At 71.9% G+C, this 16,044-nt stretch carries 5 protein-coding genes and 2 pseudogenes; 2 read left to right on the plus strand and 5 right to left on the minus strand.

The features are described 5' to 3' along the window. Window positions 1-18: 18 nt before the first annotated feature. The 4 genes from ABZ624_RS32125 to ABZ624_RS32140 are packed head-to-tail and all read right to left on the minus strand — an operon-like array spanning window position 19 to window position 12,994. Complete coding sequence (locus ABZ624_RS32125) at window positions 19-3,741, minus strand: hypothetical protein (RefSeq protein WP_360096842.1); 3,723 nt, start codon at window positions 3,739-3,741, stop codon at window positions 19-21. Next, complete coding sequence (locus ABZ624_RS32130; protein ID WP_360096845.1) at window positions 3,734-6,280, minus strand: hypothetical protein; 2,547 nt, start codon at window positions 6,278-6,280, stop codon at window positions 3,734-3,736. The genes ABZ624_RS32125 and ABZ624_RS32130 overlap by 8 nt, the downstream gene beginning before the upstream one ends. Next, a complete protein-coding gene (locus ABZ624_RS32135; protein WP_360096848.1) occupies window positions 6,277-11,754 on the minus strand; it encodes a YncE family protein in 5,478 nt (1,825 codons plus the stop codon). Before ABZ624_RS32135 ends, ABZ624_RS32130 begins: the two co-directional genes overlap by 4 nt. A gap of 37 nt (window positions 11,755-11,791) precedes the next feature. Further along, window positions 11,792-12,994, minus strand: a complete 1,203-nt coding sequence (locus ABZ624_RS32140) for a hypothetical protein (RefSeq protein WP_360096851.1) — start codon at window positions 12,992-12,994, stop codon at window positions 11,792-11,794. Between the two features lie 877 nt (window positions 12,995-13,871). Between ABZ624_RS32140 and ABZ624_RS32145 the strand changes: the two are divergent. Then, window positions 13,872-14,228: pseudogene (locus ABZ624_RS32145) on the plus strand (non-reducing end alpha-L-arabinofuranosidase family hydrolase); the annotation flags it as partial. 246 nt (window positions 14,229-14,474) lie between these two features. On the opposite strand, the gene ABZ624_RS32150 reads toward ABZ624_RS32145, so the two are convergent. After that, entirely contained in the window at window positions 14,475-15,068 is a 594-nt protein-coding gene (locus ABZ624_RS32150) for a TetR/AcrR family transcriptional regulator (RefSeq protein WP_360096854.1), read from the minus strand. Between the two features lie 260 nt (window positions 15,069-15,328). Here ABZ624_RS32150 and ABZ624_RS32155 point away from each other — a divergent pair. Beyond that, window positions 15,329-15,892, plus strand: a pseudogene (locus ABZ624_RS32155) (FAD-dependent monooxygenase); the annotation flags it as partial. Window positions 15,893-16,044 lie beyond the last annotated feature (152 nt).

The following is a 16,044-nucleotide window of genomic DNA, read 5'->3' on the forward strand; positions in this document are numbered from 1 at the left end:
ATGCAGCTCCTTCGGGGGTCAGGCGTGGTCGAAGCCGTTGGTCAGGCGCAGGAACCCGGTGCGGACGACGGGGCCGTCCTCGTCCAGGCGGGCGTTCTGGTCGATCTGCACGACCTCGTGGTGGGCCCACTGAGGGGCGGCCGTCGCGCCGCCGGTACGGGCGGCGGTGTCGGGGACCACCAGCTCGGACCAGTCCCAGACGCCCTGCGGGCCGGTCGGGTGCGGCAGGGCGAGGGCGTTGACGAAACCGCTCGGCTGGTCGCTCTCACCCTTCGTGCCATTCTCGACGTCGGTCTCCGTCTGCTTGGCCGGGACCTGGCGGGTGGTGGTCAGCACAGGGCTGAGCCGCAGCGCCACCTGCATCGCGGCCATCGCGGTCCGCGTGAACCGGCTCGGCAGTCGAAGGTCGGTGACGGGGAGCAGGTCCGTGGTGGCGTGGACCGCCGCCAGCGGATCCAGAAGCATCGTCAGGTGTGTGCGGTCCATGGAATCCGCCGCGAGGGCCGGCCAGTTGCCGCTGGAGATCTCCTGGACGTAGCCGGTGGGCTGTTCGGTAGCGGGTCCGGTCACCGCGTAGAACGTGGTGTAGTCCGCCTCCGAGAAGTAGCCGATCAGCCCGTCGCCGCTCTGTCCGGCGTTGCCGAGCCGGATGGGCCACCGGTAGTTGAGGTGGTCCATCTCTGCGGGTGCCCGGCCGCCGCCGGTCTTGCGCTCGCGCCAGTCGGTGAGGGCCCGCCAGTCCAGCGCGTACCGCCAGCCCGGATCGGTGACCGGTGGCCCGTCCAGCTCGAAGCCGAGGCCCGTGCGGACCAGGGCCAGGGGCCGGCCGAGCAGCGCGCCGAGCACCTCGTCGCCGTACGGGTTGCCCGGGTCGATGCCGGAGAGCGCCCGGTCGACGGTGGACAGCAGGTCCAGGAAGACGGCGGGGTCAGCGGTGGCCAGGTGTGAGACGAACGCGTGGAGCTGCGGCCGGTCGGGGAACAGGCCGTCGATGGAGTGGACCTGCGAGTCGGGCAGCGGGCCCCAGCCCACGACCGTGCTGATGCCGCCCTCCGCTCCCGGGTCGGCCTGGAGTTTCAGACGCAGTTCACCCAGTGGCGCGCCGGTCGGGGCGTAGCAGAGCAGTGAGCGGTCGACGTAGCTGGGGATGATCCACGCGCACACCGGGGTGGTGTTCGCGGTCAGGTCGACGAGCCGGCCGTCGTCGTGCTCGGCGAAGAAGTCGAAGCGCAGCCGGGCGGGTTGGAGCAGGCGCGGTGGGAGCTGGACGAAGCGGTCCCTCAGCGTGTCCTCGGCGTAGCGGTCACCGGGCCGGAGGCTGTCGCCGATCACGGGCTGCAGATAGGCCGCGTCGCCGGGAAGCAGCACGTCGAGGGTCTGGCCGAACTCGTCCACGATGCTGAGTGCGTTCATCGCGAACTGTCCGGCGCGGATCTGGGTGAACCCGGACTTCTGCCAGCCGTCGAACGGCACGGGCAGCGGACCCGGGTCGGGCAGCCGGCCGAAGACGTCGCCGACCAGGCGGCCGACCGCGCCGGGCGGACTGAGGTTGGGTGCGGCGTCGACGCAGGCCAGGGCGTCGGTGAGGCCGTCCAGGCGCTGCGACAGCAGATCGAGGTCCTTGGCCTGCTCGGCCGCGGCGGCGAACGCGGCCACGGCCGCCGCCGGGTGGTCGGCAGCGTACTGGTCGAGGCCGCTGCTCAGCGTGTACTGCGGCAGCGGCACCAGGAAGCGCCGACTGGTGATCTCGAGCGGAGGTTTCGTCGCGTCGCCGCGCTCCCATGCGTAGCGTCCGCCGTCGAAGCTCCAGTTGGGCCGGTTCGGATCGCCGTACGGGACTGGCCAGTGCCGCACCCGCCACTGGTACAGAAGCGGCTTCCACGGCTGCCGCCAGGGCTCGGGCGCGACGTCCGGCGGGAGGGTGCCCGCGTGGTCCGGGTCGAGGACGTGGACGAACTCGCCGAGCAGGGCGGCCACGATCGGGGGCAGCCCGCCGGTCTTCAGGGCGGCGAAGGCGTCCGGGACCGGGTCTCCCGGTGCGACGCCGCCGAGGATCCGCGCAGGTGTGCGGCAGAGCAGCGGCTCGCCGCCCGTCAGCGGGTCGTGCCCTTCCTGCGACTTGGCGCCGGACAGCACGACCGTCGGGTCGCTCGCCTGCCAGAACGGCGGCAGCGCCTCCCGGCGCAGCTCGTAGCCGTCGGGCAGCTTCGGCGGGTGGGAGTCGATGTAGGCGGCGATGGAGCGGGCGAGCTCGACCGCGTCCGCGCCGTGCGGAACGCGGCCCTGCAGCTCCTTGAGCTCCTCGATGCGGCGCGCGACTTCGGCGGCCAGCCCGTCCGGGTTGGCGGGGTCGATCTCGGCGCGGAACTGCTCGCGCGTGTACCGGGGCGGCAGCAGCGGCAGGCCGTGCATCCACCACAGCGCGTACAACCGCCCTTGTAGTGCGGCCAGTTCGCGCGCCCTGGTGTCGTACGCGGCTTGGTCGCGGTTGAGCCGGGCCAGCCACTCCTCGTGCTCGGCGAAGACGCCCGACCAGGTGACCGAGGACGGGTCACCGGAGACGTTGCCCTGTCCCGAGGTGTCGGCGAGCCGCCACACATAGCCCCCGGGGAGCTGCTCGAACCAGCCCTTGTGCATCGCCTGCGCGGTGCGCACGGTCCCGTCCGCGCCGTCCAGGGTGTCCACCAGGCCCTGCCCGAGGGCGTGCAGCAGGCCCGGGTCCGCGTGGCCGAGGGTGTTGCGGGCGGCGGGCGGCAGGGCGGCGCGGGCGGCGGCGAGGAGCGCGGCCGTCGCCTCGTCCACGCTGCTGCCCACCCCGATCTTGATCGTGTTCTTGTCGGCCGGGCGGGCCGAGTCCGGGGCAGGGCCCGTACGGTTCCAGGCGACGCCGATGGCCCTGCCGCAGGAGGTGGTCGAGGCCGGTGTCCACCCCTGAGGGAGGTCGGCGACTTTCCAGCCCAGCTCGGCGAGGACGCCCGCCACGGTCGTGCCCGGCTGTCCCAGGCGGCGGCGCAGCTCCTCCTGGGCCGGGTCGGAGTGCCAGCCCACGACCTGGTAGTCCACGGTCGCCCGGTCCGGGACGCCGGTCATCGGGTCGTGCAGGGAGAAGACGTTCTGGTGGTACGGCTGGTAGATGTGGAAGGTCATCAGCCCAGGTCCGACCGCGGTGAGGAACAGCTCCCGGCGCGCGGGGTCGCCGGCCGCGGGCTCGCTCCACGCCACGCCGCCGTCGGGGCCGATGCCCTGGGCCCGGCCGATCTTCGTCGTGATGACGGTCGAGCGGTACGGGGTGGCCTTCGGGTCCTGGACGCCGGGCCGGAAGGGGTGCACGAACGCCGAGGTGCCCTCGCGGTCGTCCAGGAAGTCGCTCTCCACCACCCAGGCCGTCGTCAGGCCGGTGTGGCCGCGCACCTGCCGGACGACCAGCCAGCGGTTCGGCACCAGCGGGAACTCGGTGGGCCCGCCCTCAAAACGGGACTCGCCGTGACGCAGCGCCTCCGGCAGCTCCCAGCGCACGTACACGCCGTCGTGCTTCTTGTACGGCGTGTCGTCGATGCCCGTGCTGTTCCACTGCTGCTCGTTGGTGAACGGGCTGGGCTCGGGGGTCTTGTTGTGGCGCAGCAGGTTGAAGTTGGGCCGCCAGCGCCTGAAGCCCTGGCCGTCTCGCTGGCGCACGCTCTGGTTGACCACCAGGGCGTCCACGTTCACCGGGACGATGAGCGTGTCGTCGCCGTCAGCCATGGGGGTGGTCTCCTGTCGTCCTGGGGTCGGTGCTGAAGGTGCGGCGCTGCGCCGCGTTGATCATCTGGATGGCGAACTCGCTGGAGGTGATGGGGCGTTGCAGTCCCAGGGCGTTCTGGAGGCCGGCCGCGAGCCGCACCACGCGCAGTACGTTGTCGACGCGGGACGCGCCGCCGTCACGCAGGTACGGGGTGAGGCCCGGCTGCGCCGGGAAGTGCCGGCCGAGTTCCTGTCCGATGGTCGGGGGCGTGAGGGACCGCAGGCGGATGATGCCGTCCTGCAGGGGGTCGTCCGCGTGGCTGTCGTCCGGCTCGTCGATGCCGAAGTGGACGCCCTGCTGCGGCTCGGCGATCTCGACCCGGCCGGGTGTGCCCTCGATCAGGACGAGCAGCACATCGTCGGCGAGCCGCTCGCGGCGCAGCACGGCCAGTGCCCTCTCGCCGTCGGACGCACGGGCGGCCGTGTAGGGCCGGATCTCCAACGCGGGCCAGCCGGACACCAGTTGGGAGCGGATCAGCAGGCCGGTGAGCGGGGCGGCGGGCGCGGGCAGGGGGGCCTCGCCGTCGGGGCCGAAGAGCAGGTCGTCGGTGGTGAGGTCGAAGGAGTGGGCGAGCCCGACGCTGAGCGCGCCTTCGACGAGGGTGCTGGTCCAGTCGGGGTCGACGTGGAAGAAGCCCAGGCTTTCCGGCGGCAGCATGCGGGCGTCGGGGACCAGGTGGGCGAACGGCACGCCCGTCAGGTCCCGCAGCCTTACCAGCCAGTCGCGGACGGCGGTGAGGTCCTCGTCGGGCGTGCCGGCCTCGGTCGGCTCGGTGTTCTTGCCGGCGGGCGCGGACGCCGCGATGGTGCGGGGTGCGGGCGTGCCGGTGAGGGACGCGAGGGCCGAGCCCAGCCGGGCCCGGAGCCCGGCGTCCGTGCGCAGCCGGCGTACCGTCAGGTCCGCCGTGGTGGGCAGCTCGGTCGCGGCCGGGAGCGGGGTGATGACCGCGCGCGGCGCGGGAGCGGCGGCGCCGACGGTGCGAGGCCCGTCGGCCGGGGGCTCGGCCGCTGCCGCTGCCGGTGCCGCGACGGGGGAAGGAGCGGCGAGCAGCGCGCCGAGGTGGTCGGCAAGACCGTTCACCACCAGGTGTTCGAGCCGCTCACGCGCGCTCGGCAGCACGCTGGGCAGCGGGTCCGGTCCGGCATCCGCCGGCGCTTCGCCCGGCAGCGCGTACGCGACCGGCGCCGGCCCGTCGCCGGTGCTTCCCACGCTCTGCACGGCTTTGCGGACCTTGCCGCGCAGCCGCAGCAGCGCCGCGCTGAACTGGTGGTCGGCCAGGGCGACGCCGCGGCCCGCGGTGAACGCGACCGCGAGGCTCACGTCGAAGACCCCGTACTGCTCCAGGTAGATCATGGCCTCGGCCGCGCAGCGGCGGCGGTCGCGCGCCGGCCGCGGTTCGACGGGCACGGGCGCCAACGGCCCCCGGTACCAGCCGAAGGTGGCCCGCCCCGACTCGGTGCGGCACGACAGCGGCAGGTAGCCCGCGCGCAGCCGGTCGGCGACCTCCTGCTGTTCGGGGCCGGACAGGTGCCGCCCGTCCACCGGCACCCGCAGCAGCAGGTCCTTGCCCTGGTCGCCCTGGGTCTCGACGAAGTGCTCGGTGAGGGCGGCGAAGCCGGGCGAGTGGTCGGCGAGCGTCTCGAACGACCACGACCACAGCGACACCAGGCGCAGCTTCTGCGCCGGACCGTCGTACGCCTCCTGACCCTCCTCCGGGAGGCAGGGCAGCCAGCCCTCCAGGGAGACCAGGTGGGCGACGTAGCGCCCGCCGGCCGCGCGCGGCAGCCGGTTGCCGGTGACGACCGCGTAGTCCCCGACCTGTATCAGGTCGAGGCTGTAGGTGACGCCCTGGTGCCGCTCGTTGACCCGTCGTACGTGTGTCAGGTAGGGCAGCTCGTCCTTGGCGGGCGCGGCGGCGTGGAAGGCGGCGCGGTCCACCAGGACCGTGCGGCACAGGCGCTCCAGATCCTCCACCGGGACGGGGTCCCCGGCGTCGAAGGACGGGAGGACGACGTCGGGTCCGTCGTCGGGGCTGCGGTGCGCCGGGTCGGACAGCTGGGCCACGGTGCGCGCGTCGGTCCGGCCGAGACAGTGCGGATCGCCGGCCACCTCCCCCTCGCCGAAGACGAGCAGGGCCAGCCAGGGCAGACGGGTGCCGTTCCTGGCGGCTTCCCCGTCCCGCTCCCAGGGCAGGGTCGGCCGGGTCAGCGTCACGTGCGGCAGGACGTCGCTGTAGAGGCCGGTGGCGTCCGGGGGCGGGTACGCGCCGTGAATCCACTCCGGTTCCACGCCGAAGCGCGGCGCGCGCACCTCCAGCGGCTGCACGACGGGGGACGCGGCGGTCGGCAGGTAGCCCTCGTCCACCGGCTGTCCGCCCCGGGCGAGGGTCTGGTGCGCGGTGAGGGTGTAGCGCCCGGCGCTGAGCCTCGGTACGAGCGCGTCGAGGAACTGCACGTTCAGCTGCGGGTCGGGCTCGGGGGCGTATTCGGGGCGGATCACGCCGCACCGCCTTCCTGGGCTTCCTGGTCTTCTTGGGCTTCCTGCGTCCGGGATCCGCCGGTCCGCGAGGCGCCGCTGGGCGGTGCGGGCGGCGGTGCGGTGACGGCGAGTGCCACCGGGGTGTCGGTGAGCGGGATGGTGACGTCGAGCGGGATCGGCGCGTCGGCTGAGAGGTCCACCACCTGGAGGGCCTTCTCTCCGGACCGGGCGACGAACAGGCTGTCCCCGGCGGGCGATACGGCGAGCGCGATCGGGTCCGCGCCGACCCACACCGGGTCGGCCGCCTCCTGCGGCGACGTGCCGGAGACGTCGAACACCGACACCGTGCCGCTGGTCGTGTTCGCCACGTACAGCCGTGCCCCGTCGGGCCCGACGGCCAGGGCGCTGGGGTCGGTGCCCGTCCGCAGGGTCGCCACCACGCCCTGGCCGCCGGTCCTGACGTCGACGACGGATACCGTGGAGTGCCCGGCGTTGAGCGCGTACAGCCACCGGCCGCGCGGGTCCACGGCCAGTCGTGTGGGGTTCGGACCGGCGGACAACTCGCCCATCGGCGAGGGCCACTTGCCGTTCGTGACGTCCAGCAGGGCGACGGTTCCCCGATCCGGCTGGGCGAGATAGACGATCTGGCGCTGCGCGTCCCACTGGGTGGAGGCGACGGCGTCGCCGGGCGTCGTCTCCGTGCCGTACTGCCAGTGGATCGCCGGGGGCGTCTTCGTCAGGTCGAGGACCACGAACTGGTTCGGCTGCGCGAAGGTGGCGTAGGCGTACGCGCTGTCCGGCGAGGCCGACAGGGCCTGCGGCCTCTGCGGCACCCACAGCCGGTCGGGGAGCAGGGAGGGCGCCGCCGCCGGCGGGTTGGCCGAGATGTCCAGGATGTCGACGCCCTCCCGGGCGTCGACGACGACCAGGCGGCGGCCGTCGGGGCTGACCGCGAGGTGGGTCGGGCTCGCCGAGCCCAGGCGCGACGGCTCGTACGGGGTGAGGCTGTGTGCGTCGGCCGGGGTCGCCGTCCGTCCCGCGCCCGCCGCGTACAGGCGGTCGCCGGTCGGGACGGGCGGGCCGGGGATCGTGTGGTCCACCGGTGCCGTGGTGTCCCCGGCCACCAGCCCGTCGTCGGCCGCGAGGCGGTCGTTGGTGCCGGGGCTCACACCCAGGTGTTCCATCGCCGCGAACAGCCGGTCCCGGGCCCAGTCGACCGGCGTTGCGGCCTGACCCCCTGCCGCGCCGCGCGTGGACCCGCCGGCCCTGTCGCCGTCGGCTGCCGCGGCGCGTACGGGATGGGCGGCTCGTACGGCCTCGGCGACGGTCAGCGGCGCAGCTTCCGGAGCCGGGGCAGCGGCAGCCGCGACGGCCTGGGCGGAAACGGCGGCGGGCCGCAGCGGCAGTGCCCCGTCCGGGAAACGGTCGTCGTGCGCGAGCGTCCCGGCTGTGATCTCGCCGGGCGAGGCGCCCTGTTGAGGCAGCGGCAACCGCAGGTCGACGCCCATGAGCTGGTCGTCCGCCCACCGCGCGCTGTCGACGGTCAGCTTGCCGTCGTACGGGCCCCACAGCGCGGCCGGCAGGCTGTTCCTGGCCTCCGCGCCCGAGTCGGCGAACCAGTCGCCCAGCGGCTGCGGGGCCGCGCCCCTGGACAGGGTGACGGTGAGCACGGAATCCAGGTCCCTGCCCTCGGCACGCCGGGGGCGGAGATTGACCGCGCGGCCCGCGATCTCGGTGGCCGCATCGCCGTCACCCAGCCGCAGCGTCGTCACCGGCACGGCCGCGCGTACGGCGAACGAGAACACCCCGGGCGTGGCGATCCACAGGTCGCGGCCCCGCTCGTCCTCGGCCCGCGCCGCCGACAACCCGTCCATGGGGGTCAGCCGGACGGCGTCCTCCCGCGCCGGGAGCTGCTTGACCACCTCCGGCCAGGGGGCGGGCCGGTCGTCCTGCGCCCGGCCGTCGCCGAAGGCGATCGTGAACGAGATGAACCACAGGTGGACGGTGACCTCGCCGGCCGTCGGCGGACCCCACAGCCGCAGTGACGCGCCGACCTCGACCCGGATCGTCTCGCGCACCAGCCACAGGTCCAGCACGTAGCTGACCCCGATGCTGATCCCGATCCCGACGTCGAAGCGGAAGGGCGCCCACTCGATCAGCATGTCGGCGTACGCGGTCAGCCAGGCGTGCAGCTTGCCGGACCGGTAGTTCACCTCCAGCGCGCCGCCGGCCATGAGCGCGCCCGGGGTGAGCGCGAAGTACGAGCCGCCGCTGATGGTCAGCGCTTGCGTCACCGGCCAGCTGAAGCCGAGCCGTGGCACGGCCGGATAGTGCTTCGGCACCGGGAACCTGGGGTGGTAGCCGCCGAGCGTGAGTACGAAGTCCCCGGCGCGCGCGTCGTCCATCCACACGTACAGCGCGAACCCGCCGGTGAGCACGCACGCCTCGTCGATGACGAACGAGCCGGGGGCGAGCTGGGCGGTCAGCTTCAGCACGCCCTCGCTGGCCCGGTACTTGGCGGAGAGACCGAGCTGCGCCCTCGCGTACGCCTGGCCCGTGCCGCGGGGGAAGCGCGCATCGGCCGTGCCCAGCAGCGCGACCGCGAAGTCGTCGCCGACCTCCAGCACGAGCAGCCCCTGGCCCTGGAGGAACTCGGCGACGCTGAACGCCAGGCCCGCCGCGAACCACATCTGCCCCACGGCCGGGCGCACCCACGCGTCCTGGCCGCCGGCCATCAGTGTCCGCAGGACCTCCATCGGGTCGGTGCCGGGGTCGGTCGACGTCAGGTCTTTCAGGAAGGGGAAGTCCAGGACGCGGTCGCCGTCGGGCAGTGTGACCGAGGTGTTGAAGCCGAGGCCGGCCATGATGCCGGTGATCTGCACGGGCGGCGGCCCGCCGAACTTCCCGGACGCCCTGCCGTACAGGAACATCGACGTCGTGTCGGGGCGGTCCTTCGGCCGCGCGTACGCGCCGAGCACCGACAGGCCGAACCTCGCGGCCGACAGGACGAGGACGCCTTGGACCAGCAGCGCGTACTGGTCGTCCGGGGGCCGGTTGACCAGCGCGCCCTTGACCGCGAGCGGGGGCTTGGAGTACGCGACGCTCAGCCCGGCGAGGCGGATCTCGGGCCGGTCGGGGTGGGCCAGCGGGATACCGAGGCCCAGGCCCTCGACGCCGAGGACGAGCCCGGCCATGCCCAGCGACGCGTCGAACAGCACCCACACGGTGCCGTCGGCGTAGCCCACGCCGACGCGGCGCAGCCGCAGCGGGCCGACCGCGCGCTGCACGTCCGCCCACGCCACAAGGGGCATGGAGGCCCCCGGATCCGCCGCTCGGAAGGCGGCGTTGACGCCACTGGCGCCACCGGCGGCATCCGCAGCACCTGCGACGTCGGTACCCTTCGCGGTCAGCTGCCGCCGCCCGGCGGACGCGCCACCCGGGCGGTCGCCCCGTACCACCAGCGACATCAGCTCGTCGCGCCCCGGCAGCCGGAGGCTGATCGAGAACGCGGCGCCCTTGCCCAGCCCGTCGGCGGGCAGCGCGGGCTGCTTGTCGTCGCACGCGGCCAGAGCGCGGTTCAGCTCGGCCGTCCGGGCGGCCGTGAGGGTGTCGGAGGCGAGGAGCACGCCGAGGGCGCGGACGGCCACGTCCTGGTCGGCGGGGATCTGTCCCTCCAGGAGCGGGACTTGGGACAGGGCCGCGTTCAGCGCGACGCCGACGCGCGCCACCCAGGCGTGGCCGCCGCTCTTGTCCCGCTGGGACACGAGGACCAGGGAGCCGCCGTCGACGGTGCGGGCGGCGAAGACGACGGACTTGTCCGTGGACGCGTACCGCAGCCGCACCGAGGTGACCGTCCCCAGCTTCGCCAGGATCTCGGCGGGCGCGTCCACTCCCAGCAGCGTCGCGAGGTCGGCGGGCGAGACGCCCTGCGCATCCTCCCATGAGGCGGTGAACTCGGCGTGCTGGGCGTCGGCCAGCGTGAAGGACATCGTGCGCGGCTCACCGCCGTGCTGGGGGATCTCCAGCGACAGCGAGCCGGTGTACCGCTGGTCGTAGCCCGGCTGTCCGCCGGACCGCCTGGCGAGGTCTACGGTCAGGGTCAGCGCGGCCTTCAGCTCGCCCAGGGGGAAGGTCCCGGTCACGCCGAGCTGGAACTTCCGGTCCTTGTCGTCGTACGACACCCCGATGTGGCCGATGGTGACGTCCTTGAGGATCGGTGGCGGCGCGATGCCGAACCGGCCGAAGATGTCGGCGGGCGAGACGTTCGAGGCGGAGGCGGTGAGCTTCCAGCCGGTGCCGCTCGCCCACTCTCCGTGGACGTCCAGCACTGTCTCGTCGAGGTTCCACAGCGCGTCGAGGGACGCCGTGGTGTCCGTGCCCTGCTTGGCGGCGGACAGGACGACCCGGGAGAGCTTGACGCCGTCGGCGAGCTGCCAGACGTCGCTCAGTTCCGCATCGACGCCGTAACCGGACGCGCCGGGCGCGGCCGAGCCCCACAGGGTCAGGTCCTGGACGGTGAGCGCGGGTACGGGCAGGCCGGGGAAGTGCCGGTCCATCAGGGGCTTGAGCGGCACGGGCCGCCCGAGCGAGGCGGATATCTCCCGGTCGGGGAGGGTGATCTCCACATCGACGGCGATGTCCCCGGCGAGGACGACCTCGCCGCCCAGCACGGTCTGCACACGCGGCCTGGACCGTGGAAGGACAACCCCGAACTGGGCGTCAAGGCCATTGACCACCAACTGCCCGCCCGCGAGCGCCCACTGGGTGTTCATCTCCACGCGCAGCCACATCGACAGCAGCTGTGCCGCGCCCCCGCCCTCGCCCAGACCGAAGGACACGGACAGAGCCCGGAGGGAAAGTCCCTGTGCCTGCGGCACGTCCGACGGCAGCGCGAAGCCGCCGCCGCCCGGGGTGCCGGCCAGGTCGGCGAGGCTGGAGAGGTCCGCGAGCGGCACCGCCGGGAAGGTCCCGCCCAGCTGCCACGCCTCGGAGCTGTCCGCGGGTTCGTACGCCCACAGGTACGGCTTGACGGCGTCGTCGGCGGCGGCGGCGGGGAAGTCCAGCGCCACGCCGACGCCGGTCCGGGCCGTCACCCGCGCGTCGCGGCCGGGCTCCTCGCCGAACACCAGACGCGGGCGGCTCGGCTTCAGCACCGCGAGGCTCGCGGCGGCCGCCTTGGCCGCGTCGGTGAGCAGCTCGCTGTCCTGCTCCACTTCGGCGTCCACCCGGACTCCGGCGACGGTGGCGCCCGCGGCGTCCGGGACGAAGGTGACGCTGCCGCGCGTCGCGGCCCTGCCCTTCAACGTCACCGAGCCCTCGACGCGCAGGCCTGGCTTGTCGACCACAGTGACATCCGTGATGTTGAGCTCGGCATCGGCCAGGTAGGCGGTGCACTGCTCGGTGAAGCCCGCGAGTCCCAACTCCCCGGTGCCGAGCCGGAACGTCTCCCGCGTCTGGTCCAGCAGCGCTTCCAGCGCGGCGACCGTGAGTGCCATGACAGGCTGCTCCCTGTTCCCTGGGTCTGAGGAGTCGTCAGACGAATTCGAGGTGATAGTCGCCGGGCCTCGGGTCATCCAGGATCAGATGCCAGTCCATCCCCAGCCAGTCGCGCCCGGAGGGAGGCGGAGCCTCGGCCAGGGCCGTGCAGATGCCCTCGGTCGCGTCCTGTATGACGAACGGCGGTGTTCGTCCCCTCTGGAAGGACCCGTAAGGATGCTGCTGAGTCGGCGCGATGTCCGGCTGAGGGAGGCCGTGCGCGGCGAGGGTGGTGCGGATCTCGTTCAGTTTGGTGTCGGCCGGCATGCCGGTGCCGCCGAAGCGTCCGAGCCCGGAGCTGAAGAACAGCGCGTCGGGGGTGGTGTGGTCGAGCCAGTCCTTGCTGGTGGCCTCGGCGCTGCCGTGGTGACCGGCCTTCAGCCACAGGTTCTTCTCGCGCCGGTAGCGGTTCTCCACGAGGTCGGACTCCCGCAGGAAGTCCTCCACACCGCGTTCGGCATCGGCCATCAGCAACGCCTTCTGCCGCTTCTCGTCGCCCGCGGCGGGCCGGCCGCGCAGCATGAACACCAGGCTGGCTGCGTTCGTCCAGGTGGAAGGCCGCTTCCCGCGTGTCTTGGAGGTCACCTTCCTGCCGTCGACGACGGCGTAGAGCGAGGAACAGACGAGGTAGAGCTCCGGCAGGTCGGCGACCGTCGGAGCGATCTCGACGCGATGGTTCGCCGAGTACAGACCGACGGACTTCGGGGCGTTCACCACCGTGTGGGCGCCGTTGGTCAACCGGTGCTGCTCCCCCGGTTGCAGCAGCTTGTAGGTGAACGCGTTGGTGTCCCCCTTGTGGAACTCCCGGGGATCGCCCGTGTACCACACATCCTGGATCCCGAAGTCGAGCGTCCTGGCGGCGTTGCACAGCAGCAGCTCGAGCAGGTTGTAGTGGTCGGCGTCCGAGTGACTGAGGAACAGGTAGTCCAGCTTGCCCTGGCTCGCCCCGGTGTTCCGCGCGAGCCGGTCGGCGATGACCTCCCGGATGTGCGCGACCGTCCGCACGTCGTTCGTGCCTGGCCGACCGTGCGTGCTGCGGTGCGGAGTGGAGGGCTTGGCCCCGCAGTCGATCAGCGCGGCTGCCACGCCTACCCGGTCCGCGGGGTTCGACACCCCGGAGCCGCCACCCCGGACTTCGTAGAACCACAGGAACGTGCAGTCCCCCTGGCCGACGTTGAAGAAGATGACCTCAGCCGGCATCCCGCCGCCTTCCCGTTCCGAGATGAACAAGACCACTTCGCTGATGTGGTCGGCCATGACGACGCGACAGCGCATATGTCACCAGCAGTCGCCTGGCCCAGCCAGACCGCCCTGGCCCCGGCGGATTCGTTCCGGCCACACCCTGGCCACGCGCTCCACCACCGCCGGGAGCCGAACAGCGCCGTGCGGGCAAGGCCGTGCGGGGCCGCGAACACGGGCCCGGGGACACCGAAAGTCGTCCCGATTCATGTCACGCAACGTACGGAAACAGACACGGAGCGATGCTCACCAGCCAGCCCTGGCTGGGGAGTTCACGTAGGGCCGCATCGCCGTGCCGATGCGCAGCGACGCCGTCCGCTCTGCGGCGGAGCGCGGCCGCTCCCTTGGCGGTGGGGAGTCCCTGAAGTCAAGCCGCAGCCGATCCGTTCGCTGCTGTGCGTGCCGGGGTGGCGCGCCAACAGAGGTCCGCGGAGTCCTGGCTCATGTCCCGGACATCTATGGGCAACGGCTGACCATCACCGGCATCGAACTGCAGCCGAACGTCGTCCAACCGACCCGGGTCCAGTTCGCCCGGCGCTGATGCCCACGCCTGCGGAATCCGTCCGCGGCGAAAGATGCGCTCGCCTTTGCGAACGCAGACTGTTGACGATGCGCCCATGTTCCTTAGCATCCAAGATGCTCGGAAAATCGATCGCCGTTCGAGATAACGAACGAAGCTCAGGCATCTCATTGGTAGGGGCCGAAAGACGAGAACCATCCCGAGCATGTCATGCCCGCATCAGAAGCGGGCCGCCGTGCCGCACAAGCACTCAGCAGCGCGGCCACACGATCCGACCCGCGCCCACGCTACGAGGAGAACCATGAACCCGCTGACGTCTCCCGGACCTCCAGCGGCCCGCTGATCGCCCCGAAACCGGACGCCACGCACCAGATCGCCGGGATCAAGGACCCGTCGGTCGTCTGTCACAACGGCAAGTGGCACGTGTTCGCCAGCGTCGCCAGTTCCTCCGGCTACAGCCTCGCGTACCTCAGCTTCAGCGACTGGTCACAGGCGGGGGCGGCCACGCACCACTACCTCGACCGCACGGCCATCGGCACGGGCTACCGGGCAGCACCGCAGGTCTTCTACTACGCGCCGCAAAAGCTCTGGTACTTCGTCTACCAGACCGGCAACGCCTCATACTCCACGAACCCCGACATCAGCAACCCCAACGGGTGGAGCGCTCCGCGCAACCACTGACCGGTACGGTGATCTCCGCGAGGAGACGGTTCTGCACCGACGAGACCCTACCGGCTCTCAGGGCTTGCCCTGACTGTCGCAGGTCCACTGGAGGATGACGCGCGTCGAGGCGGAGTCGTTGATGACGTCGACGCACTTGTCGCTGTGGACGGCGACCAGCTGGTGGTCCTGGCTGTCGCCGAGGGCGGTGTTGCCGCTCAGCTCGTCGACGGCGGTGTAGGTGTTGGTCTTTGCCGGGGGCTACGGCACAGACGGCTTGCCGGGCGGTTCCCAGCCGTGTGTGAGGATGTCGAAGATGGTCTCGACGGCGGCTCGGCGGTCCTGCCGACCGCGAGCGAGGGCCGGGATGTCGAGTACGAATCGAGCAAGAGCCACACATGCGAGGTCGTCGTGGTCCACGCCGACCTCGTCGGCGATGGCTGCGCTGAGGCTGTCGGTGTACCTGGTCCACATGCGTTCGGCGTACGCGCGCAGCACCGGCGTGGACTCCACCAGGTGGGTGAACTCGGCCGCCTGAGGATGCGCCTCGATCGAGGGCCAGGTGTCAAGGACGTGCTGTCGGAGGGCGTTGAGGATGCTCTGACCGGAGGGTCGCTCCCGCACCGCGGCGATCAGTTCTGACTCCCGGTCCTGGTCCTGGTCGAATACCAGCGCCTCCTTACCGCTGAAGTGCTTGAACACCGTAGCGGTCGATACGTCGGCGGCGTCGGCGATGTCACGGATGCCTACCTGGTCGTAGCCACGTTCCAGAAAGAGCTGCAGTGCGGCGTCGGCGATTGCCTGCCGGGTGGCCGCCTTCTTGCGGTCGCGGCGGCTGACGGGGGGCACGGTCATGGCTAGAGCGTAGCCGATAGTCGAAACCGATCGCAAAGTAGAGCTGTTGCACTTTTTTCCTTGTTCTGTTTTTATGAGGCTGTGAGCACCTGAGCGGCACGTCCTTGCCGGCATGGTCATCGTCTGCGCCGCACCGCCCGTCGCCGTCCTGTCCGTCAAGGGGGCGCTCGAGGCACGTCCATGACCGAGGCCGACGCCGGAGTGCCCCGCCCTGCCCTGTTCGCCCGATGACTCCTCTTCGCCGACGGGAAGGAACAACCATGAACTCCCCAGAGCCCGCCAACGCCAGCATCAGCATCATCGGCGCCGGACCCGGCGGACTGACCTGCGCTCGCATCCTCCAGCAGCGCGGCATCGCGGTCACCGTCTACGACCGCGACCCGGGCCCCGACGCCCGCAACCAGGGCGGCACCCTCGACCTGCACGCCGACAACGGTCAGGTCGCACTGCGCGAAGCCGGCCTGCTCGACGAGTTCTTCGCCCTCGCCCGTCCCGAAGGGCAGGAAATGCGCCAGATGGACCCGTGCGGCACGATCACGTCCCATCAAGTCCCGGCGCCCGACGAGCTCTTCAAGCCGGAAATCGACCGCGGCCAACTGCGTAACATGCTGCTCGACTCCGTGCAGCCGGGAACCGTGCGCTGGGGCCACGCCCTCGACATGATCAGCGGACCCGCCGACGGGCCGCGGCAATTGCACTTCGCCGACGGCACGAGAATCGAGACCGATCTGGTCATCGGCGCCGACGGCGCCTTCTCCCGGGTACGCCCGGCCGTGTCCCCCGCCGTCCCCGAGTACACCGGGGTCAGCTTCCTGGAAGCATGGAGGCTTTTCAATTTGGCCACCGATCGGGTGACGAGGCCGGTCGAGTAACGGGCGAGGCCCTCGGACTGTTGAGCGAGATGTCTGAAGTCTCAACATCACAGTCCGGGGGCCTCGTTGGTTCCTTATCGTGCCGTACTCGACGTCCCGCATGC

This window comes from Streptomyces sp. NPDC007205 (genome assembly GCF_040634095.1).
Classification (GTDB): domain Bacteria; phylum Actinomycetota; class Actinomycetes; order Streptomycetales; family Streptomycetaceae; genus Streptomyces.

Bases quoted from the DNA above. Each gene is read 5' to 3' on its own strand.
- ABZ624_RS32125 (WP_360096842.1), bottom strand. From the start codon at position 3,741: ATGGCTGACGGCGACGACACGCTCATCGTCCCGGTGAACGTGGACGCC.
- ABZ624_RS32135 (WP_360096848.1), bottom strand. From the start codon at position 11,754: ATGGCACTCACGGTCGCCGCGCTGGAAGCGCTGCTGGACCAGACGCGG.
- ABZ624_RS32140 (WP_360096851.1), bottom strand. From the start codon at position 12,994: ATGCCGGCTGAGGTCATCTTCTTCAACGTCGGCCAGGGGGACTGCACG.
- ABZ624_RS32150 (WP_360096854.1), bottom strand. From the start codon at position 15,068: ATGACCGTGCCCCCCGTCAGCCGCCGCGACCGCAAGAAGGCGGCCACC.